Raw genomic sequence first — 22,457 nt, 5'->3', positions numbered from 1 at the left:
GTGACGATACGGATCGTCATCCATTCAGTACGCTGCGGACACGGCCCTTTGATCAAAAATGGCCCTAACGGCCCTCATCCACCTCGCCGAGCTCCGGATCGGCCCGCATCCCCGATCTGGACGCCTTCGACAGCACCAGCGCCCCGAGCAGCAACTTCCGGCTGCGCCGCAGCGGCCGCGGGAACCGGACCCGCCGCACCGACGACCGCGCCACCGTCTCCACCGGTGCGGGAAGCCGGGGGACCGGCGGCGTGGGGAGCCGCCGTGGCGTGCCCAGCCGCGTCGGACGGCTTCGTCCGCGCAGCTTCACCGCCCGGCCGAGGTCCCATTCGTCGGCCTCGGCGAGATGCGCCAGGTCGAGGACGGCGGCCGACGCCAGCACCCGTCCCCGCGTTCCCTTCGCCATGTCGCTGAGCCGGGCCGCCTCGTTCACCGGGTCGCCGATCACCGTGTACTCGAACCGCTCCTCGGCGCCGATGTACCCGGCGACGACCGGCCCCGCGGACACACCGATCCCCGCGTCCAGCATCGGCACCTCGGCGCGCAGCCGCACCGCCAGCTCCCGCGCGGCGCCGAGCGCCCCGCCCGCCGAGTCCTCCAGCTGCGTCGGCGCCCCGAAGATCGCGAGCGCCGCGTCCCCCTCGAACTTGTTGATCCAGCCGCCGTGCCCGGCGACCACCGCCACCACGACGCCGAAGAACCGGTTGAGGAGCCCGACGACCTCGTCCGGCGTCCGCGTGTCCGCCAGCCGCGTCGACCCGGTGAGATCCACGAACAGCACGGCCACCTCGCGCGTCTCCCCGCCGAGCGTGATGTCGCCGTGCTCCAGCGCCAGGTCGGCGACCTCCTCGCCCACATGCCGTCCGAACAGATCGCGCAGCCGCTCGTGATCGCGGAGCCCGGCGACCATGTGGTTGAACCCCGCCTGCAACTGCCCGACCTCGCTCGCGTCGTACACCGCGACCTCCGCGCCGAGGTCGCCGCGCTCGACCTGCGCCATGCCCCGGCGCACGGCCCTAATCGGATCGGCGATCGCCCGTGTCGCCATATAGATGACATAGACGCCCGCGACGAGCGCCGCGCCGCCCACCCCCAGAATCGTGACGGCGAGCTGCGTGACGTTGATGTCCGGCGCGGCCAGCGCGGCGACCGCCACGCAGATCAGCCCGAACACCGGGATCGCCGTCCCGAGCGTCCACGCGAGCATCACCCGCGTCGTCACGCCCGGCAACCGGACCCTTCTCGGACGCTCCGCCGCCAGCACCAGCGCCGCCGCGGGCCGCAGCAACCGCTCCGACAACAGATAAACGATCGTGCAAGTAGTGGCGGCACCCAACAAACACGTCAACCCGGTCTTCACCGCCAGCCGCCCGGTGAACAGAACAAGATCAATCACCGCCCACCCCAACGCCCCAACCACCCACAGAACCCCGATCAGCAGCGTCAACCGCAACGGCCCAAGCAAAACAGCACGCCTCTGCCGCCGATCAGGCGGTTTCCTTTCCCGGACGAACCGAACCACCGGCCGCCACAACCGCAACCCCATGGCCAACGCGACGGGAACCGCCACAACCGGATAACCAAAGAAAGCGACCGCGTTAACCAGGTGCGCGTGGCCCCTGTCGTCCAACGGAGGGTCCGGAACCACGAACGTCGCGAAAAGCAACACCACCAATGAACCGACCAGGTTCGCCACACCCACGACAACAAGCAAGACCCAGCGCACACGAATTTCAAGCAAACTGGTCACGTGCGCCTCCGGAGGGATGCCCGGACGGATCATCCCACGACGCAGAACGCCCCGACGGCATAAGCCGCCGGGGCGAACCACACTCAGGCGGTCGTGCTCTCCGCCTCCACGGCGACCTTGACCCCACTCGCGTCCTGCGAACTACGCCGCACGAACGGCCAGCCCACGACAATAAGCGCGGCCCACGCAGCCATGACGTACAACGCGACCCGGGTGTCGCTCTCCCACGCGATCGTCACCGTGACAAACGCGAAGAAGGCGAGCACCGCCCAACTGCTGTAGGGGGCCCACGGCATCCGGTACGACGACTTCGGCAACGCCCCCGCCGCCGACCTCCGCCGGTAGATCATGTGCGCGACCACGATGACCGTCCACACCAGGATCGCGCCACCGGTCGACACCGACGTGATGTACTCGAACGCCTTCTCCGGCACCACCGCGTTGATCACCACGCCGATCCCCATGACCAGCGCCGAGATGACCACGGTAAGAACAGGCACTCCCCGCTCACTCAACCGGGAGAGTACCTTCGGCCCGTCGCCGTTGACGCTCGCCGTCCGCAGCATCCGCGACGTCGAGTACAGCCCGCCCGCGTTGCAGGACGACAGCGCCGCCGTGAGCACGACGAAGTTCACGATGTCCCCGCCGCCCGGAATGCCGATCTTGTCGAACGCCAGCACGAACGGGCTGGCGCCGCCCTTGAACGCCGTCCACGGCACCACCGCGAGGATGACCAGCAGCGACCCGAGGTAGAACAGCGCGAACCGCAGCGGCAGCGAGTTGATCGCCCGCGGAATGTTCTTCTCCGGATCCTTCGCCTCACTGGCGGTCACCCCCACCAGCTCGACGCCCAGATACGCGAACATCACCATCTGCAACGTCATGATCGTGGCGCTGTACCCCTCGGGGAACACGCCGCCGTGGTCCCACAGGTTCCCGACCCGCGCCGTCTCCCCGGCGTCGCTGAACCCGAAGATCAGCACCCCGAGCCCGACCAGGATCATCATCACGATCGCCGCGACCTTGATCATCGCGAACCAGAACTCCAGCTCGCCGAAGAGCTTCACCGAGATCAGGTTCACCACGAACAGGACCACCAGCGCCACCAGCGCCGTCTGCCACTGCTCGACCCCGGGCCACCACTTCTGGATGTACTTCCCGGCCGCGGTCAACTCCGCCATACCGGTCGTGACCCAGATGATCCAGTACGTCCAGGTCGTGGCGTACCCCCAGAACGGCCCCAGGAATTCCCGGGCATACCCGGCGAACCCACCCTCCGCCCGCCGATACGTGAGCAGCTCACCGAGCGCCCGCATGACAAAGAACAGGGCCAACCCGGCGACGGCGTACGTCAGGATCAGACTCGGCCCCGCCTTGGCGATGTTCTCTCCGGCACCCAGGAACAACCCGGTGCCGATCGTCCCGCCGATCGCCAGCATCTGGATCTGCCGAGTCCCGAGCCCGCGCTGATACCCTTCCGCGCTCTGGTCTGGGAGCTTGTCGACCACGCGGCCTCCTTCACATCACAGGACCCCGCCCCTCTGGAACGGCGCCACCCTCCGGTCACGCACCGCTGCGCAACCCGGACAGAATAGACGTGAGTACCCGCCGCAAACCCCAGAGAACCCACCGTGCCCGGTCACCACCCCCGAACCCCCGGTTACCGGTCAGTATCGCCCGGTCACGAACCCTCCGTATCCCCCGGTACGCCGCGTATCACCCACAGACGATCCCCCGCCTGCCGCACTCCACTCCCACGCAAACCGAGTTGGCGCCGTCCACGGCCATCGCGTATGCTCTCGACCGTCGCCAAGCGCCGGAACCACCGGCCGCGACACCCCTTCAGAGCCACTAGGCTCGGAGCAGCAAGGTCCTGTGGAGCAGCTAGGAGTGCTCGCCACCCTGTCAAGGTGGAGGCCGCGGGTTCAAATCCCGTCAGGACCGCCCAGACGTGCCCAGCACGTCCCGGGCAGGTAGCTCAGTCGGTACGAGCGTCCGCCTGAAAAGCGGAAGGTCGGCGGTTCGACCCCGCCCCTGCCCACCTTGGTCTCTGACCAGCGGAAACACCGGTAACGGATTGATCACCGTCGGTGTACACCGCTTGAACAGAGGAAAACTATCCCCGATGGGTACCGCCCGTACGCGGCGCCCGAAGGACCTCCGAGCAGGTACCTTCCAGCCCGCGATCAACTCGTTCACCCTCCACCTCAACGCCGAGGGGAAGTCCCCGAAGACCGTCCGCACCTACGCCGAAGCAGCGCAGTGGTTCGCGGCCGAGCACCTTCGACGCAACACAGAGCACACCGACTGGGACGACGTCACCGCCGACGACGTCCGCGCCTGGACGGTCTGGCTCCTCAACACCTACTCCGACAGCTACGCCAACAACCAATACCGGGCCCTACAGCAGTTCTTCAAATGGTGGTCCACCGACGAAGAACTCCCCAACCCCATGGCGAAACTCCGCCCACCCGCCGTCGGCGAAAAGATCGTCCCCGTCTTCACCGACGAGGAACTGGCCAAGCTCCTCAAACACTGCGAAGGCAAGACCTTCACCCAACGCCGCGACTACGCCATCCTCACCCTCTTCAGAGCGACTGGTCTGCGGCTCTCAGAGTTGGCCGGAATCGTCTACGACCCCGAGGACACCGAACGTAGCGACCTGGACCTGATGCGCCGCGAACTCCTCGTCACCGGCAAAGGCAACAAGCAGCGCATCGTCCGCTTCGGGCACCCGTCCGCCCGAGCCATCGACCGCTACATCCGCGTCCGCACCAAGCACACCTACTCCTCCAACCGCCACCTGTGGCTGGGCACCCACAACCGTCCACCCATGACCGCCAACGGCATCTACCAGATGGTCGTCCGCCGTGGCGCGGAATGCGGCGTCGCTGTCCACCCGCACAAATTCCGTCACCACTTCTCCCACACCTGGCTCGACAAGGGCGGCGCCGAAGGCGACCTCATGGAACTCAACGGCTGGTCATCACCCCAGATGCTCCGCCGCTACGGCCGCAGCGCCGCCAGCACCCGAGCCCGCCGCACCTACGACCGCATCATGGAGGACTAACAACCGCCACGAAGCCCCGGCGCCTGACGCGCCGGGGCCTCACTGTGATTCATCCTTCTCAGTTTCTTCTTCTGGCCTGGGCGGATCGCTTGGCCAGCCTCAGCATGTAGGCACGCTTGGCCAGCTCGGCCCGCCGTTGCCGCTCCTCCAACGGAAGCGCTCCCTCTGGGTCAACCTCCCGTTCGAAACGGGCCAGGAACGCATCCCTTCCCGGCTTGGTGCGCTTCTTGCGATCCCTGGTTTTGCTCCAGGAAACGAGCACCGCGATCCGCTTGTCGATACCCGCCAACATTCCCCCTTTCCTGAATGGTGAACGTCGGACTGTTGTCACTTCCCCTATTTGCTACCTCCCTTCGATGAAGGAATGGCATTTTTTGGTCGCCTGCCAGGGCTTAGGTGAAGCACCAGCCGGTGTCGCAGGTGCCGTCTGCTTCGTCGAAGGGGAGAGGGTCTGTGGCGGGGGTGGCGTCGGCGAGGGGGGTGTTGTAGCGGGTGAGGTAGACGGGGTCTTTGCCGAGGTGGGCGCGGCGTTTGTTGATGGTGGCTTCGAGGTGGCAGGCCTTGGTGAAGAGGGTTGGTTGGGTGCGGCGCATGTCTTGCCAGGTGGTGAGGCGGTGGAAGGGGCAGAACCAGCAGGCGGATTTGGGTGGGACGGGCAGGCCGGCGGAGCGGATGATGCGGGGGCAGTCGGTGCGGCGGATGTGGAGGTCGAGGAGGGGGTAGACGATGCGTTCATAGGGTTCGTGGCGGCGGGCGTTGGCGCGGTGGATTTCGTCGAGGCTGATGCCGATGGCGATGGTGGCGGGGTTGGTGGGGCTGGCGCCGTGGGCTTTGAGCCAGCGGCCGATGACGCGGATCTTGAAGTCGGCGGTGCAGGAGCGTGTGCCTGGGGCGCCGTTGCTCATGCGGACGGGGATGGGGATGGAGCGGGAGCCTTCGCGCATGAGGCGGCCGTAGAGGGTTTCGGTGGTGCCGTCGCGGCGGATGCGGCGTAGTTCGCGTAGGTCGACGCCGTGGGCGGCGGCGTAGGGCGCGGCGTGTTCGCGGATGTAGCGCAGGGTGGCGGGGTGTTCGGAGTCGTCGCCGACGTTGGCGAACAGGAAGCGTTGGAAGTTGATGTGTCCTTGGGCGGCCAGGACGAGTGCGGCGGTTGATTGCCAGCCGCCGCCATAGCTGAAGGCGCGGAGCGGGCCGCAGGGTGGTGGCGTTCTTGGCTTGGTGGTTCGCTTCTTTGGTGGGTGAGGGTGGGTCTTGGTCGTGCAGTTGCGGTGTGGCCGGGGTGCGCGGTCGGTAGGTAGGGGGAGGGCTTGTTGGTGGTGTGAGGGCAAGGCGGCCTCCGGCTAGGTCTGGGTGGTTTGGGGTGTGGGGCGGGTGGCGCCTATGTATTGGTGTTCGCGGTAGGGGTTGCCGGTGAACAGGGCTATGCGGACGACGTCGCCGGTGTGGGGGGCGTGGATCATGCGGCCGTGGCCGTGGTAGATGCCGACGTGGTGGATGGTCGCGGGGTCGGCGGGGTTGGTGGCGAAGAAGAGGAGGTCGCCGGGCTGTAGGTCGTGGCGGGGGATGTGGGTTCCGGCGTTGTATTGCGCGGCGGCTACGCGGGGGATGCGGATGCCTGCTTGGGCCCAGGCGTATTGGGTGAGGCCGGAGCAGTCGAAGCCTTTGATGCCAGCGCCTTGGGCGGTGCCGTAGGTGGGGCCGGTGGGTCCGCCGCCGCCCCAGGAGTAGGGGGTGCCGAGCCAGTGGAGAGCGGCGCGGACGGCGATGGCACCGCGTCCGGTGGCGGTGGGGGCGGCGTAGCGGGCGGCTAGGTCGAGGACTTTGCGGACGTACCAGTCGGCGTTGTTGTACTGCCAGATCGCCTGGCGGAGGTGTTTGCCGCCTTTGCCTGCGTGGTTAGCGCATAGGTAGTGGGCGGCGCCGTAGATGGCGTCGGCTGGGTTGTAGCGGCTCGTGTGGCCGTCGTGGTCGCCGTCTACGCCGTAGGCGGCCCAGGTGGTGGGGATGAACTGCATGGGGCCGCCCGCTCCGGCGGAGTTTGCGCCGGAGTGGACGCCGGGTGCGGTGGAGCGGCCGTGGTCGGATTCGAGTTTGCCGATGGCGGCCAGGACGTTCCAGGGCAGGCCGGGGCAGGTTTGCGCGGCGTCGAGGTACCAGCGCAGGTAGGCGGGTGGGATGTCGCGTCTGGCGTGGGCGGTGGGTGTTCCGGGCAGGGTCGTGCCTGCGGCGGAGTGGTCCCCTCCGGCCAGCAGGATGACGAGTGCCAGGGGGAGGGTGAGGGCGAGGACGGCGGCGGATGCGGTGGCGGCCTTCACCGGGTGGGCCGCCGGTGGTGGTCAGTCTTGGGCGCCGGTGCGGGCGCGGCGTTGGGCGCGGTACCCGGCGCCCTTCTTCGGCTGCGGTGTGGGTGGTGAGTCGGGTTCATCGGCGGCTTCCCCGGGTTCGCGATGGGGCTGCCGCAGCACTTCGCGGACCGCTTCCCAGGAGTAGCGGAAGTCCTTGCCGGTCTTGAGGGCGGGGATCTGCCCGGCGTTGGCCATCCGGCGGACGGTCTGAGACGACAGGCCGAGTTTGGTCGCGAGTTCGGCGGTGGTGAGGACGTCGGGGTCGCGGCCGGGTGTCTCGGTCATCGCGCAGGCTCCTGGGTTGGTGGTCATGCTGTCCTCTCAAGTGTGGTCGATGGGTGCTGCGGAAGCGTGGCTTTGAGTGTGATGGCGTTTCAAGAAACTGTTTGACGATACTTGCGCTCTGTAATTCTGGCACGTACGGTGATCGCTCAGCAACCCAGAGCAATGAATCGGGGGTACTGGGTGAGTCTTCAACGAAGCGGACCGATCCCGGCTAATCGGGCGGGCGGGGCCATGGACGTGGTCGTGGTCGGCGCGCATGGCGGCGCCGGGACGTCCACGCTGGCGGCGCTACTGCCTGCGGCTTGGGACATGGGTTCGATCCGGCCGCTGCTTCAGGTCGGCCGTGCGCCGTTGCGTGCCATGAGCCGTCCGGTGGTGCTGGCGGCGCGGAATACCGTGGTGGCGGCAAGGGACGCGACGGCGGCGATCGGGGCGCTGAACGGCTGGGGCGAACGTGTGTCGGCACTGGCGATCGTCAGCGACGGCGGCCCGGAATCGCGGGACGCGACGGCCCGGTTCGCGCTGCTGGAAGGGCGGGTGGGCGGTGTGGTGCGCGTCCCGCATGTTCGTTCTCTTCGGCTGGTCGAGGATCCGTCCACCGTCGAGGTGCCGGGTAGGGCGCGGCAGGCTCTCGACGAACTCCGCCGTCTGACCGGCCGGGGGTGGTGATGGTCCTACGGTCGTTCGCTTTCGTGCTGGAGCCTCCGGTGCCCGGGGAAGGAGAATCGGGGGTGAAGGTTCCTGATCCTCCACCGGCGCCGCCCCCGGGGCTGGATCAGAAGATGGAGACGCTGCTGTCGTGGGGCAAGTGGGGCGTTCTCATCTGCGGCGTCGCAGGTCTGTTCATCTGTGCGGGCCAGATGGCCATCGGACGCAAGAACCGTTCCACCTTCGCGGCTGACGGCGCGACCGGCATCCCATGGGTGCTGGGCGGGCTGAGCCTGGCGGCGACCGCTGCCCCGATCGTCGGGGTGTTCTTCAGGTGAGGCGGCGAAGCGAGGATGCTCCCTGGTGGCGACGTGGCCGGGTCGTCGCGGCGGTGGTGGTCGGCGGAGGGGTCATGGTCGGTCTTGCCATGCCTTCGGCGTTCAGGGAGGAACCCGAGAGCCGACCGACCGTTGTGTGGACTACCGCGCCGAGCGGGAGGTTGGTGAACGCGCCGCAGGTGTCGTTCGCCGGTCTGGCATGGCGGGACTACCACGGTGTTCTGCTCCCTTACGCCGCTGATGACGGGCCGCGCCAGACAGGCGACGATCTCGCGCTTGGGTTCGCCCGGACGCCGCGTGGTGCGTTGCTCGCCGCGATCCATATCGCGGTGCGGGCGAACATCCAGTGGGGGTCGAAGGTGTTCGGGCCCACCATCGACGAGCAGGTCATCGGCCCGGACGCCGAGGCCCTGAGGCACTCAATGGATGAGGCGTACGGGCGGCAGCGTGGCGATCGGCCGGAGGGCGCTGAGTTGGGACGCGGATATGTGGTCCTGGAGGGTTTCCGCTGGCTGGGCTACTCACCGGATGCGGCGAGCCTGGATCTGGTGTCGGCGGGGCCTGGCGACAGCGATGTGACCGCTCGCGCGGTGACCCGGATCGAGGTCCGCTGGCAGGACGGTGACTGGCGCGTCATCGCCCCACCGGGTGGGACATGGGCCGGGGCAGCCTCCCCGATCGACTCACCGGACGGCTACGTCCTGTTTCAGGACGGGAGTGGTTGATGCCTCCGTTCGAACCCTGCTCACCGGTGGTGGACCCGGCCTGTGTCCAGCCTGTGGACAACGATGGTGGCGGTATCCCGTTCCTCCCCTCGCTACCTGACATCCCGGGTGCGATCGGCGCGAACGTCATGGACGAAGCCGCCAAGTCGTTCCAGTCGGCGGTCGGATGGTTCATCTCGAGAACCGCAGCCTGGTGGGTCACAACCCCTTCGCCCGATCTGGAGGGAGAACCTGCGATCGGGCATCTGCACCTGCTGATCCGTCCGCTGACCGTTGGGGTGGCCGTGCTGGCGCTGCTGGTCGTCGCGGCAAAGATGGCGGTGTCTCGCAAGGCCGTCCCGATGATCGACGCGGGACGTGGCCTGGTGGTCCTGGCGACGGTCACTGTGATCGGTACGGTCGTGGCGAATCTGGTGCTGCGGTGGGGCGACGAGTGGTGCGGCTGGGCGCTGGACGCATCCTCGCAGGGCGGTTTCGCCGAGCGGATGACCGCGCTCGTGACGATGCCGAGCGGGGCCCCGAGCGCGCTGGTCCTCGTGTTCTCGCTGATCGCGTTGGTGCTCGGCATCGTCCAAGCGCTCCTACTGCTGTTCAGGGAAGCGGCCCTGGTGATCCTGGCCGGGCTCCTCCCCTTGGCGGCCTCAGGCGCGATCACCAAAGCGACGCAGTCATGGTTCGGGATCGTCGCGGGCTGGATGCTCGCGCTGGGGTTCTACAAGCCTGCTGCGGCGACGGTGTACGCGACGGCTTTCATCCTCGTCGGAGAAGGCAAGAGCCTGCACGCGGTGCTGATGGGCTTGGCGATGATGCTGATCAGCCTGATCGCGTTTCCCGTTCTGCTGAGGTTCTTCACCTGGACCACCGGCGGAGCCGAGTCGGGTAGTGGCGGCGGAGTCCTCGGCGCCTTGATGGGAAGCGCGGCCGCGCTTGGTGCGCTGCGTGCCTACGGCGGTGGAGGGTCCGGGTCTGGAGGATCGAGTTCGGCGAGCGAGCACGCCAGTTATCTCGATCAGCAGCTCGGAGACCAAGACGTCTCGCACCCAAGCGACGGACACGCGGGCCAATCAGCCGGGCAGGACGGTGGGCAGGCACCGACCGGCAATGTCGACGATCAGATCTCGGATCCGAGCGCTCCATCGGGCGCTGGCCAGGTGGGTGCGGATCAGTCCGCGGCGCCAGCCGAAGGTGGTGAGCCGGTCGGACCCACACTCGTCCAGACGGCGGAGAAGGAACAGCAGCGCGGCGAGGAAGCCGTGAAGTGGGTTGCCACGGGTGGCGCCGGTGGTCCGACCGGAGCAGCTGGTGAAGGGGGCGGCGGCAATGGGGCATGACGTCCGCACTTACGGCGGCTGGCGGCGCCAACACGGCATCGGGCTGCTCGGGATGGACACCGTCTCGACATTCGTCGCGCTTGCTGCCGCGATGCTGCTCGTTCTGGTCGCCGCCATCGCTCCGGGATCGCTCATCTACGTCCTTCCGCCTGCGGCCATCGGCGGTGGGTTGGGGCTCGTCCGGGTCGGAGGCGTTCCGCTGGCGCGGCTGGGGCTGGCGAGGTGCCGCTGGCAATGGGGTGTGCTGCGCGGCCAGAACCAGTATCGGGCTGGGGTGGTCGTCGACCATCCGCGTGCGTTCCAGCTCCCGGGTGTCCTGGCCCCGTTGACGCTGCTCAGTGCGGAGGACGGGTACGGCGGCCGGTACGGGATCGTCTGGGACCGCCGCACCGGCTTCCTCACCGCGACCCTCCGAGTCGTGCCGACCTCGACATGGCTGGCCGACCGCGGTGACGCCGACACATGGGTGGCCTCGTGGGGCGGCTGGCTCGCCACGCTTGGACACGTGCCTGCGGTTCGGTGGGTGACGGTGACGGTAGATACCGCGCCCGAGCCGGGATCCACCCTCGCCGACGCCGTTGAGCGGTCTGTTGTCCCGACCGCACCGGCTCCGGCGCGCATGATCATGAGCGAGCTTGTCCGGACGGCGCCCGCCGCTGCCGCCGATGTCGACACCCGAGTCTCGATCACCTTCGATCCCAAGACGTCGTCGGCCAGCCCGAAGGACCTGTTCGAGGCGGTCGCCGAGCTGGGACGCACGCTCGATGGGCTGGCGTCGCGGCTCGGTGCGTGCGGAGTGTCCGTCCTGGGACGGGCCACAGCCGCCGAGATCGTGGGTGCGGTGCGGACGGCCTTCGACCCGCAAGCGCGCGGTGACGTCAACCGGCTGCTCACCCGTCCGGGCTGCGAGGAGGCCCTGTCCTGGGCCGACGCGGGACCGGTCGCCGCGACCGAGCACACCGACCGCTACGAGCACGATGGCGGGGTCTCGGTGGCCTGGGCCTGGCACGAACCGCCCCGCCAGAACGTGCGCTCGGACGTCCTCGCCCGGCTCGTCGCGCCCGGTCCGTTCCCTAAGCGCGTCAGCCTCCAGTACCGGGTGTTGCCCGCGGCTGCGGCGAGCCGTGTCCTGCAACAGGAGGTGAACGCGGCGGCGTTCCGCAGCCAGTTCCGCCGCCGAACCGGGCGGGACGAGACCGCCCGCGATAGCTGGGACTCCGCCCGCGCCCGCCAGGCCGCTGCCGAGGAAGCGATGGGCGCCGGGGTCTGCCTGGTCTCGATGTACGCGACCGTCACCGTCACCGACCTCGGGATGCTTCGCCGTGCCGTCGCGCACGTCGAGACGTCCGCCGACTCGTCCAAGATCCGGTTGCGCCGCCTGTGGGGCAGCCAGGCCGCCGGGTTCGCCACCACCCTGCCCTGCGGCATCTGCCCACCCGAACTTTCTAGCCGCCTACTCCACTGAATCGGAGGTCAGCGCTTGCCCAGTGTCGAAACACAAGCCATGTCCGAACCGCTGGCTCCACCATGGGGATGGCGCGGACACGGTGCCGGACGCGCCGCACATGTCGGCGCCGCACCGGAGTTCCAGGCGACCACCACCCAGGTCTGCGGCCTCTACCCCTTCACCGCCGGGTCCGGGACACCGACCGTCGGCACTCCGGTCGGACGCCACCAACTCTGGGGCGAGGTCGTGTGCCTGGACCCACTCGCCTGGCTCCGTGAAGGACTTGTCACCAACCCCGGGATGTTCGTCCTCGGGCAGCCCGGCACCGGCAAGTCCACGCTCGTCAAACGTCTGGTCACCGGAGCGGTCGCCACTGGCACTACGCCGATCATTCTTGGCGACACCAAACCTGATTACACGATGCTGGTGGAGTATCTGGGCGGTCAGGTCATTCGGGTCGGACGCGGGTTCGACCGCATCAACCCGCTCGACGCCGGTCCCCTGGACGAAGCCCGGCGACATCTCAGCGGTGCCGACGCCGAGACGCTCCGCTGGGAAGTGCGGTCACGGCGTCTCTCCCTGCTGCTCGCGTTGGCGACGCTCGTCCGCGAAGCGCGCATCACCAACGCCGAGGAGGTCGTCCTCGGCCGTGCCATTGACCTTCTCGACGAGCGCCTTACGCAGGAGCCGACCATCGTGGACGTCTTGCGGATCCTGGAGCAGGGGCCGGAGGAACTGCGCACCGCGACCCGTACCGACACCGGCGACGCATACCGGGCCCAGACACGCGACCTCGTGTTCACGCTGGACCTGCTCATCTCCGGGTCGTTGGCCGGTGTGTTCGATGCGGCCACCACTCGCCCGCTGAACCTGGACGCGCCCGCGATCAGTGTCGACATCTCCCGCGTCCGGGCGGCGGGCGACAAGCTCCTGACCGCCGCGATGCTGTGCACTTGGGCCTACGCCTTCGGCATAGTCGACGCCGCGACCGCCCTCGCCGAGCTCGGCGCTTCCCCGCGCCGCTCGTACCTCGGCGTCATGGACGAACTCTGGCGTGCCCTTCGCGGCGCCCCCGGCCTGGTCGAGCACGCCGACGCTCTTACCCGTCTCAACCGGGCCAAGGGCATGGCCTCCATCATGATCACTCACTCGCTCGCCGACCTGGACGCCCTGGCCACCGAGGAAGATCGCGCCAAAGCCAAAGGCTTCGCCGACCGTTCAGCCATCACCGTCCTGGCCGGTCTCCCGCCTCGCGAGCTGGCCCGTGTCCACGAGATCACCCCGCTCACCGGCCCCGAGCAGCAGCTCGTCACCTCGTGGTCGGCTCCCGACTCCTGGCAACCCGGCGCTCGCCATCCCGGACGCGGCAAGTACCTCATCAAGACCGGTGAACGGCTTGGCATCCCGGTTGAACTCTCCCTCGTCGGCCCTGAAGCCAGCCTCTATGACACCGACCAGGCCATCCGGGCGGACGCATGACCCGGGCGCTGGGACCGCGACCGTCGCTGTGGCACTCACACGCGGGCGCCGGGTGGCTGGTACTGGTCGCATGCTGGACGCCGATCATGGGCCACGGGGCCGCTTGGGTCGCCGCGAAACTGGCGGCCAAGGCGACAGGCGGGACCGTCATGCCGTTCGGCACGGAGTTCGCCATCGCCCTTACTAGGGGACGGACCGACCTGGCCTGGCCAGGAACGCCGACGCCACTGGTCTTTCTCATCCTCACGATCATGATCGCTGCCGCCACCGGTGTGGTCTGGGTGGTCTGGAGCCGGATCGCGGAACGTTATCCACAGCCTGGGGACGCCGTCGCCGCACTCGCCGACAATCCCGGCCTAAAAGCTCTTCAGCCGAGCGCGACCAGCAGCAAAGCGATCTCGCTGCGGCGTTCTCTCGCCAAGTCCGACCCCGACGCCTTGAAGCCGGACGACATCGGCCTCGTTCTGGGAGACGTCCTGTTGCCGGGCGTCCGGAGCGGCCCGACGTTGTTCGCGTCGTTCGAGGACACGGTTGTGGCGTTTATGGCTCCGCGCTCGGGCAAGACGACGACACAGTCCATTCCGCACGTCATGTCGGCGCCCGGCCCGGTCATTGCCACCAGCAACAAGGCTGACCTCTGGTCGGCGATTGCGACGGTCCGTGCCGAGCGGACCGGCGGGAAGATCTGGCTGTTCGACCCGCAGCACATCACCTACCAGCCGCAGGCCTGGTGGTGGAATCCGCTTGCCAGGCTGTCCACCGTCGAGGACGCCCACCGACTGGCCGGACACTTCGTCCTCACCGTCGACGACGGCCAGAAGAAGGACCTCTGGGGGCCCGCCGCGCAGGACCTGCTGTGTGCACTGTTCCTGGCCGCCGCGACCTCGGGCCGCTCGCTCCACCATGTCGCGCAATGGCTGGACGAGCCTGCCGTCCCGACACCGATCGAACTACTCCAAGAGGCCGGATTCCACCTCATGGCCTCGTCCCTCAAAGGCACCCAGAACGGCGCCGTCGAGACTCGCGACGGGATCTACCAGACCGCCCGCACGGCCGCGAAAGCGCTCCGCGACCAGGAGATCCTCGCCTGGGTCACGCCCGCCCGCGATCTGCCGGTGTTCGACCCGAGCGCTTTCGCTGGCTCCCGCGACACCTTGTATCTGCTGTCGAAGTCGCTGTCGGCGGCGGCTCCGCTGATCGCCGCGCTCACCGACACCACCATGCGCGCCGCCGAACGCCGCGCCGAACAAGCAGGCGGACGCCTCGACCCCCCACTGGTCGTCGCGCTGGACGAGGCCGCCAACATCTGCCGCATCGCCGACCTGCCACAGCTGTACTCGCATCTCGGTTCACGCGGGATCATCCCGGTCACCATCCTGCAGAGCTATGAGCAGGGCGTCACTGTCTGGGGCGAGCCCGGCATGGCCGCGCTATGGGGCGCCGCGACACGCAAACTCATCGGCGCCGGTATCGACTCGCCTCGCCTCGTGCGTGACCTGGCCACCCTCATCGGCCAGCATGACGTGCCCGTCCGGTCCATCACCTACAGCGACGGACGCGCCAGCGAGCAGATCTCCCTGCGTCGCCAGGAGATCCTCGAAGCCGCCGACATCCGCGCCCTGCCGACGGGGACCGCGCTGCTGCTGGCCACCGGCACGAAACCCGCCCTCGTCCGGCTGCGCCCCTGGTACACCGGCCCGCACGCCTCCGCCATCTCGCAGGCCATCAAGACCGCCGACTCCGCCATCGCCGACGCCGCCCGTCGCTACCACAACCGCCCAGACGACCCGTCCACGCCGTAAGCCACGTCGACAAGAAGGGGGCCTTCACATGCACGCACCAACAGCTTTGGAGGCTTCATGCCCGACTCTGAGATGCCCGCGACGGACAGCAATCGCCCCAAGTCGCTGTACCCGAACGTCACCGCCTGGGTGACCCAGCACTTCGTCCCGATGTACCGGCGCACCCTGGGCGGTGAGTTCCGCTGGTGCGCCGAATGGTGGCGCCACGGCGAGGCCATCTCCCGGCTCACCGCGCTCTGGTTCTCCTGGGAGGCGATGCGGCTGCAAGGCGCCACCGGCATGGCCCTCTGGTACCGCGACCACCTCGACCACCAACTACCCGTCCTGCTCGGGCCGCGCGGCCCCTTCTACCAGTGCACCGAGAACGAACACCTGGCTCCGCACGAGGCACGCATTGTTCCCGTTCCCGCCTGGTGGTTCACCCCTGCCTCGGACGTTCCCGTCCTGGTCGAGGGCTGACACCACATCTCCGCAGCAAGAACCTATGGGAGAACCTGCATGCCCGACTGGGTTGAAGCCACCCTGCTCGCGCTCGACGCCTACCAACAGCACCTGCTCGGCGATCTGCCCAACGGACACCGAACCGACCGGGCCGAAGCCCAAGGGGTCCTGCACTCGCTGGTCGTCGACCTCGTCCGCTACGGCGAAGGCAACCGCTTGGACGTGTCCGACCTGATCCACTCCCTCGTCCAAGCTCAGATCGACCGCGGCGGCGCCTTGAGTAACCCCCGCTACAGCTTCCGGCTCAACACCGAGGTCCAGTTCCATGACCGGGAGGCCGAACACCATCGGGGCTTCATCACCGAACTAGGATCCCGCGGGCGCGTAGAAGACGCCGAGTGCGTACTGCGCGTCCCAGGGATCATCGACCCCCAGCGCACCAGAACGTCCCAGTTGGAGCCCGCCAGCCGAATGGTGCCCCAGTGGACGCGCACCTGCGGGATCGTCTTCTCCGCGCTGGAGGCTGAAGACGCCCTCATCGAGATCATCACCCGCCTACCGCAAGGACACGAGGCTGACCCGCAGATGCGTGCGGACGCGGCCGAGTTGTCCACCGCACTCGCCCTCTGGTCAGGCATCGAGCCGGAGCGAGTACTGCACCACGTCCGGCACCTCGCAGGCGATCATCCTTACCCGCCCGACGACCGCTCCTTTGCCGCTCGGCGCGCCGCCATCGCGTTCCCGAACAACATCGCCGCCCTCCTAGCTGGCGAACAAGACCATCCGGTGCCTTCCAGCCGTCCTGATCCTCCGCACTCCAGTTCACGTCCGCGCGGGCTATGAGCACCGCCCGCCCAACCTTTCGGAGGTACTCAGATGCCCGACCATGACGAGGCCATCGCCGTCGCGCTCGATGCGTACCAGCGGCAACTCCTGTCCGATGAGACCCTCAATCACCGCACCGACCGCACGCTGGCCGAACCCCTGATCGAGTTGTTCGTCGAGCGGCTCGCCCGCTACGCCGACCGGCGAGACCTCGACGTTCAAGGCGCCTTCACCGAGATCCACGAGCAGAGCATCGACCGAGGCGGGCACGACCACGACCCGCGCTACAGCTTCCGGCTCGGCGCTGAGGTGCAGTTCCGGCAACTGCGCACCGCTTCGAAGGACAGGCCGCCGTGGCGCGGCTTCATCAGCGCGCTTGTCGGCTCGCCCGACGACCAAGCCCGGTGCACAGTGCGGATACCCGGAATCAACAAGGCACTGCCCGTCACCGCAGGTGAGCTGGAACCAGCCGACTCGTTCCTGCCCATGGCCACCCGGACGGCCGGAACCGTCATCCACGCCCGTGAAGCCGAGTCGACGATCGTCGACATCGCCGTCCGCCTCAAGCGCGCCGCCAACAACGGTCTGGTCGCCGACGAGCAGGCGTTCGCCGACCTCGCGCAGCTGACCACGAGGCTGGGCGTGTGGTCCGGCGGACGCTCCGACGCGATCATGCGTCACCTCCACGAACGCATCACGGCCGCCGCCCAGGAACCCGCGAAGGGGAGCCGCAGACCGGACGCAGCAGCTCGCTTGGCCGCAACCGATTTCCCCCAAGACCCGGCGTCCTTCCCTTCCGAGGACCCGCCACCGGCCACTAGACCCAAGCCCGACGACCCACCAAATCAGCGCAAGCACCGTCCGTAAACGCCACCCGTAACCGAGTCACATGGAGGTTGCATGGCCGAAGCCGGCACCGAGGAGTTCGCCGAGTTCGGAGCCGCCGCGCTGGACTCCTTCCAGTCCCTCTTCGAGGAAACCGAGCACCTCGACCACCGCAACAACGACACCGACGCCTGCGAACTCCTGGGCGACCTGCTGATCGACCTGATGCACTACGCGGAGCGACGCGGTCTGGAGTTCAACGACGTCCTCGCCCAGGCGCACGGGTACTACCTCAGCGAACAGAACAGCCCTGACGTCTTCGCGATCGGGTCGGCGGTACAACTAGAGGGCCTGGCCGCGGACGAGGCGTTCCTGTTGGGCCAACCAACAAGGGGCATCGTCACCGGGCTTCTCGTCCCCTACGAGGGCCCGACCGAGTACCACGTCCGGTTCCTCGGCGAGACCGGCAGCCGAAGGATCATCGCCGCCGACTTGGAGCCGGCGCCGCCCTTCCCTGCCGCGTCCACAGCCCAGGGCGTCATCAACGACCCGCTACACGCCGAAGAGACACTGACCGAGACCATGACGCGGATCGGCCGAGCCGACATCAGCGGGGTACGGCCACAACAGGACGACCTCAACGATCACCGCGCCCTACTCGAAGCCCTGGTCACCTGGAACGGCATGGAAACGCACAACGTCACGGACCTCCTACTGGCCAAGGTAGAACCACGCCTCGCAGGCCCACATCGACCAGGCGCGGTGGCAGACCAGCCACTCAGCCCAGCCCAGATCGCCGCGCAGGATTTCCCCATGCCGCTCGACCAAGGGCTGACGGCGCATCACCCTGACTCCCAACCGGCGGCCCGTCCCGCAGCTTCGCCCAACGCACGGCGCAACCGCCCCAATAGCTAGACGCCCGCCTGCGGAAACTTCGCACGACACGCACCACCACACGATTGATCTCTAGCTTCTAGACAACCAAGCTAAAGATCATCAACTTAAGTATATGATCCCGCGTCCACGTTGCCTCTCAGGGCTGGGACGCCGCCACACGGAGGTTCCCCTGAAGCACTTCTTCGACTACGTCACCCAGCAGATCAGGACTGCCGACTCACTTCCCTCGCTCCTCGCAGCCGCCTTCATGGGGCTGGAGCTGATCGAGCGCGCCACGACCGTGCTGGCCCAGACCGGACCCGAGGACGCCTACCAATCCGCACTCGCCGAGGCGACCGATGCCTGGTGGGCCCTGGCCGACGCGCCGACCCTCGCCTGGCCCGAGCGATCCCTTACCAACGATGAACTCCAGGAGTTCGCCGCCTCAGTCGGTGCTCTGGTGCTGGTCGTCGCCGAAGCGATCCTCAACGTGGCGTCCAAGACCACTGAACCGGCCGACCGGGTGGCGTGCCTGAGAGCCGCCCACCATGCCGGTAACGTCCACGCGGCGATGGGGTAGGTGATCATGCACCACACCGCAAGACGCATGAAACTCGCGACTCACGCGCTGACCGCCTACGAACAGCAGGCGTTCCCCGGCCAGCCACCGCTCCTACAACGCGACACGCTCTACACCGAGGCGCTCCTGGCCGCCCTGGTCTGCGACCTGGAGCACTACGCCGCCTACCACGGCATCAACTTCTCGGCTGTGCTCGGCAACGGCAGAGAGATCAACGCCCAAGAAACCGCCGAGGACGCTCCGTTCAAGGTCGGCGACCAAGTACGGCTAACCAGGCAGTCCGACCTCTGCGGCACCATCGTCGCCTGGCAGAACACCGCGTCCGACACCGAAACGATCTTCATCGTCGAGGTCCCCGGCCTCTCCTACCTCCATGCCGAAACGGCCGCCAACCTGACCCCGGCACCGCCCTTCCCACCAACCAACACGAGCTTCGGCCCGATCACCGACGCCAGCCAGGCCGAACAGACCTACATCAGCATCATGGCCCAGCTCCCCAAGGCCCTGGTGCCGACCCGGCGAGCTCTTGAACAGGACCGAGAGCTGCTGCTGTCAACCCTGAGCTCCTGGAGCGGCGTCCCCGAGACGCGCATCCAAGACGAACTCCACCCCATGCGCCGCTCCGCTCCGTACCAGGAATCCGCGTCCAGGGAGGCTAAGGCGGCAAGCGCCGATTTCCCCGCGCCGATCACCCGAGAAGCGCCCACGCCGCGCAACGAACCCGGCAGAACCAAGCAGCCGCCATCCTCCTCCGGTGGGCCGATAAACAGCCCCTGACCTCAAGGAGTCCAGATGAGCACTCCCACCGCCATCCCTCATCTCGGCAACCGGATCCGCCCCAGCCCACCTACAGATCCGTTCACCACAACTCGGCCGCGCGATCGGAGGACAACGCGATGACACACGAACGCGAACACGAGGACGTCCGGCGGAACTGGTTCGCCGAAATACTCAACAGCACGCTCAACGACCTCGCTTACGCCGAGCAGGTCATCACGTCCTACGCGGCCCAGGAGCCCGATGGCTTCATCGCTTGGGGCATGGCGGAGGGCGAAGCCGTCCAAGCCCACCAAGCACTTCGTCGGGCGCCCACGCTGCGTACCGCGATCACAACCGGCTACGACGCCGTCAACGCGACCGCCGACGTCCTGTTCGCCCTCGCGGGAAACATCTCACAGAGCCTCGTTCGAGCCGCCGAACTGGCCAATGACCCTGACGACAAGAGCGCCTGCCTCCAAGCCGCCCTGCACTCTGGGCGCCTCCGCGACGCCCTCCGGTAGCCCCCGTGGTCACCTTCGGGGAGATGGCAGCCCTCGCCACCGAACACCTCACCGACATCCAACGCCAGACCCACGTCAAGCACCTCGCCCGCGACATCCAAAGCCGCACCATCCCACCCGAACTCGCGCGTCTCACCCATACGCTCACCCGCTACTACGACCAAATCGCCGACGGCTTCGGCTCACCGCGCGGGGACGACACAGATGTACGGGACGCTGCCCGCCGTGCCAGTGCCCGGCTCAGACAAGCCGAACGACTTCTTGGCCCACCTGCACAAACCGAGGCCCCAAGATCCATTCTGGCCCAGAAACTCCGAGCCACTTCCATCGCCCTGGGCTGTGGGCTGGACCTACTCTCGACGAACTTTCCCGTCACCACCGATCAGGTGACCTCCGTCAATGCAGCCGTGATTACCACGCCCGAAGCAGCACGTTCTCTGCTGCACCAAGTCAGCGTCTACACAACCACCCTCAGTCACCTTGTGAGTCGCACAAAGACCCCCGTCAACCGGGCTGCATCACCATTGCTGCGAGCCGCGGTTATCGCGCATGCGCACAGCCTGGATCACACATCACCAACCATCGCGGCGGTCTCGCTCCACCACGCGCCAGACCGGATTCCACCTGTCTTAAACGAAGACAACGGTCAATCCCTGGTCGGAATCAACGGCAGTATTCAGCGCCTGAGTGGACTCGCCACCGACACTTCGGTCCCCACCTGGAGATACCTCGCCCGAGCGGCCACCATCATCTGCGACCTCAACCACAAGATCGTCCAGCAGCTGATCTACAGGCTAGAAGAGCTGGACAATCCCGACCATATACCGGCCCTCCAGCAAGCGAAAGCCAGCATTCGACACACCAGCACCGCGTGGAAATCCATCATTCAGAAGTGGGACGAATACGTCGGTCATTACGGTCACCCCGCCTACGGCCCCGCAACCGACGCAAGCGACCTCATTATCCGCCTCGGTCGCCGAATCCACGCCGATCCCGCCTGGACCCCAAGTCCCCGCGCTTCACCCCGCGTCAGACCGCCCCACGAACTCGCCACTGACCTCGCCCAAGCAGCCGACCTCATCGCCCTCACCGTCAAAACCACCGAAGCATGCAACATCATCGCTAGCTACCAAACCGTCATCATCGACGTGGCCGCAACCGGCGTCCTCAACCGCCAGAAGAACCCCCCAATCCATCGAAGCCAAATTGCCCTGGCGGCAGAGTCCCTGGTGGCTCGCTCCGACGCCGCACAATCCAAAGGACGTCAAGCCATAACCACCCTCGTCCAAGCCATTCAGAACCTAGAGGCACCACCCACCTCCACCTCGATGGAGATGCAACTAGCCCTTCACCGAGCCGACATTCTCACCGAACAAGAACAAGCCAAACTGGCCGCATCCGAGTTCCCGGGCTCACCTCCGGAGCGTCCAAACAACGAATTGTCATCCCCCGATATACACTCCAAGCCAAACGTCACCAAATCATTTCCGAAAACGAATCCAATCAAGCGATGAAAAGGTGGCTACTTGATCGCCTGGACTCGGGAGGTGCGGCGGGTGGGAAGTAGTGCCGTCCCTCCCGGGCCTGGCCGGATGGGGATAGGGGGCGGGGGCAGAGTGTCAGGTGGGTGAGGGGCTTGAGCGTGAGGTCTCGTAGTGGCTGACGATGCGTTCGGCGGTTTCCTGGAGGTCGACCAGCGGCTGGCGGGTGTAACCGCTGGGGGTACGCCACGCGAACACCTTGGGCTCGACCCAGATGTTCAGCGCCGCGACGTTGATGACCGAGATGCCGCTGTCGTCGCTTCGGCGGGTGGCGGGGATGCCGCGTGCGCTCAGTGCCTCGGTGAGCCGGTTCGCGGCGAACGCGGGGGCGATCACCCGGTTCGTGGTCGGCCGAGAGGGCGGCACAGCGAGGGCGAACCAGACACACTTGCCCGTCTTCGAGGTTAGGCGAGAGCGCGTGATGTGGGTTCCGGTGCTGCGGCAGAGGGCCGCGACGATGGACAGCCCCTTGCCGTGCTCGTCCAGGGGGTTCTTGTTGCGAAGGACGGGCCCGCGTTCTCGGCAGGTGTCGAAGACGCAGACCACCAGTTCACTGGTGGGACGAGTGCGCGCCCAGATCCACAGTTCGGGTGGCGCCTGGTTAGCGCTGGGTGCGTGCGTGTGCGCGTTCGTCGCCAGCTCCGACACCGCAAGCTTGGCGTCCTGAATCGTCTCGCCGGCGAAGCGCAGTTCGCGCATGGTGCCGGCGAGAAGCGCACGGGCCTGAGACGCGCAACTCGGGTCACGGGCGAGTTGAAACGCGCGTGCGCCGCCGGACCATATGTCGGCGACGGGGTCGCCGGTCAGCATCGACCGTTCCTGCTCATCGCCCTGGGCACGTGAACGTGGGCGAGTCCCGTCGCGGACGA

Annotated in this window: 23 protein-coding genes and 2 tRNA genes; 18 read left to right on the top strand and 7 right to left on the bottom strand. The window is 67.4% G+C overall.

Going from position 1 to position 22,457, the window contains the following annotated elements:
* Positions 1-64 precede the first annotated feature (64 nt).
* Positions 65-1,396, bottom strand: coding sequence for an adenylate/guanylate cyclase domain-containing protein (locus tag ABD808_RS26175; protein WP_344901496.1), 1,332 nt, complete (start codon positions 1,394-1,396; stop codon positions 65-67).
* Between the two features lie 437 nt (positions 1,397-1,833).
* The gene (locus ABD808_RS26170; protein ID WP_344901493.1) at positions 1,834-3,258 is read right to left on the bottom strand and encodes an amino acid permease; all 1,425 of its coding nucleotides are present in this window, start codon (positions 3,256-3,258) and stop codon (positions 1,834-1,836) included.
* Between the two features lie 361 nt (positions 3,259-3,619).
* On the opposite strand from ABD808_RS26170, the gene ABD808_RS26165 reads away from it, so the two are divergent.
* The 3 genes from ABD808_RS26165 (at position 3,620) to ABD808_RS26155 (ending at position 4,820) form a co-directional block, all read left to right on the top strand.
* A tRNA-Asp gene (locus ABD808_RS26165) sits at positions 3,620-3,694 on the top strand.
* 23 nt (positions 3,695-3,717) lie between these two features.
* Positions 3,718-3,791: transfer RNA gene (locus ABD808_RS26160), tRNA-Phe, on the top strand.
* Between the two features lie 84 nt (positions 3,792-3,875).
* Complete coding sequence (locus tag ABD808_RS26155) at positions 3,876-4,820, top strand: tyrosine-type recombinase/integrase (RefSeq protein WP_344901490.1); 945 nt, start codon at positions 3,876-3,878, stop codon at positions 4,818-4,820.
* Between the two features lie 58 nt (positions 4,821-4,878).
* On the opposite strand, the gene ABD808_RS26150 is transcribed toward ABD808_RS26155, so the two are convergent.
* The 4 genes from ABD808_RS26150 to ABD808_RS26135 form a co-directional block, all read right to left on the bottom strand.
* Positions 4,879-5,112 (bottom strand): hypothetical protein, encoded by a 234-nt coding sequence (locus tag ABD808_RS26150; RefSeq protein ID WP_344901487.1) that lies wholly within the window; start codon positions 5,110-5,112, stop codon positions 4,879-4,881.
* Between the two features lie 100 nt (positions 5,113-5,212).
* A complete protein-coding gene (locus tag ABD808_RS26145; RefSeq protein ID WP_344901484.1) occupies positions 5,213-6,148 on the bottom strand; it encodes an adenine nucleotide alpha hydrolase family protein in 936 nt (311 codons plus the stop codon).
* Between the two features lie 12 nt (positions 6,149-6,160).
* Positions 6,161-7,135 (bottom strand): C40 family peptidase, encoded by a 975-nt coding sequence (locus ABD808_RS26140; RefSeq protein WP_344901481.1) that lies wholly within the window; start codon positions 7,133-7,135, stop codon positions 6,161-6,163.
* A gap of 21 nt (positions 7,136-7,156) precedes the next feature.
* Positions 7,157-7,450: a helix-turn-helix domain-containing protein gene (locus tag ABD808_RS26135; RefSeq protein WP_344901478.1), complete on the bottom strand. Its 294-nt coding sequence runs from the start codon at positions 7,448-7,450 to the stop codon at positions 7,157-7,159.
* A gap of 231 nt (positions 7,451-7,681) precedes the next feature.
* Between ABD808_RS26135 and ABD808_RS26130 the strand changes: the two genes are divergently transcribed.
* The 15 genes from ABD808_RS26130 to ABD808_RS26060 all read left to right on the top strand — a co-directional run bounded on the left by ABD808_RS26130 (position 7,682) and on the right by ABD808_RS26060 (position 21,561).
* On the top strand, positions 7,682-8,119 hold the full coding sequence (locus ABD808_RS26130) for a hypothetical protein (protein ID WP_344901475.1): 438 nt from the start codon (positions 7,682-7,684) through the stop codon (positions 8,117-8,119).
* 113 nt (positions 8,120-8,232) lie between these two features.
* Entirely contained in the window at positions 8,233-8,436 is a 204-nt protein-coding gene (locus ABD808_RS26125) for a hypothetical protein (protein ID WP_344901472.1), read from the top strand.
* A gap of 164 nt (positions 8,437-8,600) precedes the next feature.
* Positions 8,601-9,161 carry a DUF8175 domain-containg protein gene (locus ABD808_RS26120; RefSeq protein WP_344901469.1) on the top strand — a complete coding sequence of 187 codons (561 nt, stop codon included), beginning with the start codon at positions 8,601-8,603 and terminating at the stop codon, positions 9,159-9,161.
* Complete coding sequence (locus tag ABD808_RS26115; RefSeq protein WP_344901465.1) at positions 9,161-10,492, top strand: hypothetical protein; 1,332 nt, start codon at positions 9,161-9,163, stop codon at positions 10,490-10,492. The genes ABD808_RS26120 and ABD808_RS26115 overlap by 1 nt, the downstream gene beginning before the upstream one ends.
* On the top strand, positions 10,482-11,957 hold the full coding sequence (locus ABD808_RS26110) for an SCO6880 family protein (RefSeq protein ID WP_344901461.1): 1,476 nt from the start codon (positions 10,482-10,484) through the stop codon (positions 11,955-11,957). The genes ABD808_RS26115 and ABD808_RS26110 overlap by 11 nt, the downstream gene beginning before the upstream one ends.
* A gap of 39 nt (positions 11,958-11,996) precedes the next feature.
* Positions 11,997-13,418 carry a hypothetical protein gene (locus tag ABD808_RS26105; protein WP_344901454.1) on the top strand — a complete coding sequence of 474 codons (1,422 nt, stop codon included), beginning with the start codon at positions 11,997-11,999 and terminating at the stop codon, positions 13,416-13,418.
* Positions 13,415-15,220: a type IV secretory system conjugative DNA transfer family protein gene (locus ABD808_RS26100; protein ID WP_344901449.1), complete on the top strand. Its 1,806-nt coding sequence runs from the start codon at positions 13,415-13,417 to the stop codon at positions 15,218-15,220. Before ABD808_RS26105 ends, ABD808_RS26100 begins: the two co-directional genes overlap by 4 nt.
* A gap of 57 nt (positions 15,221-15,277) precedes the next feature.
* A complete protein-coding gene (locus ABD808_RS26095) occupies positions 15,278-15,679 on the top strand; it encodes a DUF4913 domain-containing protein (RefSeq protein WP_344901443.1) in 402 nt (133 codons plus the stop codon).
* A 39-nt stretch (positions 15,680-15,718) separates the two neighbouring features.
* On the top strand, positions 15,719-16,504 hold the full coding sequence (locus ABD808_RS26090; RefSeq protein WP_344901437.1) for a hypothetical protein: 786 nt from the start codon (positions 15,719-15,721) through the stop codon (positions 16,502-16,504).
* A gap of 33 nt (positions 16,505-16,537) precedes the next feature.
* Entirely contained in the window at positions 16,538-17,353 is an 816-nt protein-coding gene (locus ABD808_RS26085) for a hypothetical protein (protein WP_344901431.1), read from the top strand.
* A 33-nt stretch (positions 17,354-17,386) separates the two neighbouring features.
* The gene (locus tag ABD808_RS26080; RefSeq protein ID WP_344901426.1) at positions 17,387-18,226 is read left to right on the top strand and encodes a hypothetical protein; all 840 of its coding nucleotides are present in this window, start codon (positions 17,387-17,389) and stop codon (positions 18,224-18,226) included.
* A 94-nt stretch (positions 18,227-18,320) separates the two neighbouring features.
* Complete coding sequence (locus ABD808_RS26075; RefSeq protein WP_344901421.1) at positions 18,321-18,767, top strand: hypothetical protein; 447 nt, start codon at positions 18,321-18,323, stop codon at positions 18,765-18,767.
* 27 nt (positions 18,768-18,794) lie between these two features.
* Complete coding sequence (locus tag ABD808_RS26070) at positions 18,795-19,544, top strand: hypothetical protein (protein ID WP_344901418.1); 750 nt, start codon at positions 18,795-18,797, stop codon at positions 19,542-19,544.
* Positions 19,545-19,663: 119 nt separating this feature from the next.
* A complete protein-coding gene (locus tag ABD808_RS26065) occupies positions 19,664-20,047 on the top strand; it encodes a hypothetical protein (protein WP_344901415.1) in 384 nt (127 codons plus the stop codon).
* Between the two features lie 23 nt (positions 20,048-20,070).
* Complete coding sequence (locus ABD808_RS26060; protein WP_344901412.1) at positions 20,071-21,561, top strand: hypothetical protein; 1,491 nt, start codon at positions 20,071-20,073, stop codon at positions 21,559-21,561.
* A gap of 105 nt (positions 21,562-21,666) precedes the next feature.
* On the opposite strand, the gene ABD808_RS26055 is transcribed toward ABD808_RS26060, so the two are convergent.
* Positions 21,667-22,398, bottom strand: a complete 732-nt coding sequence (locus ABD808_RS26055; protein WP_344901409.1) for an ATP-binding protein — start codon at positions 22,396-22,398, stop codon at positions 21,667-21,669.
* Positions 22,399-22,457: the final 59 nt, after the last annotated feature.

The sequence above is a fragment of the Actinomadura meridiana genome (genome assembly GCF_039537545.1).
Classification (GTDB): domain Bacteria; phylum Actinomycetota; class Actinomycetes; order Streptosporangiales; family Streptosporangiaceae; genus Spirillospora; species Spirillospora meridiana.
The sequence above is the reverse complement of the archived record's forward strand: the minus strand, read 5'-3'. Positions and strand labels throughout refer to the sequence as shown.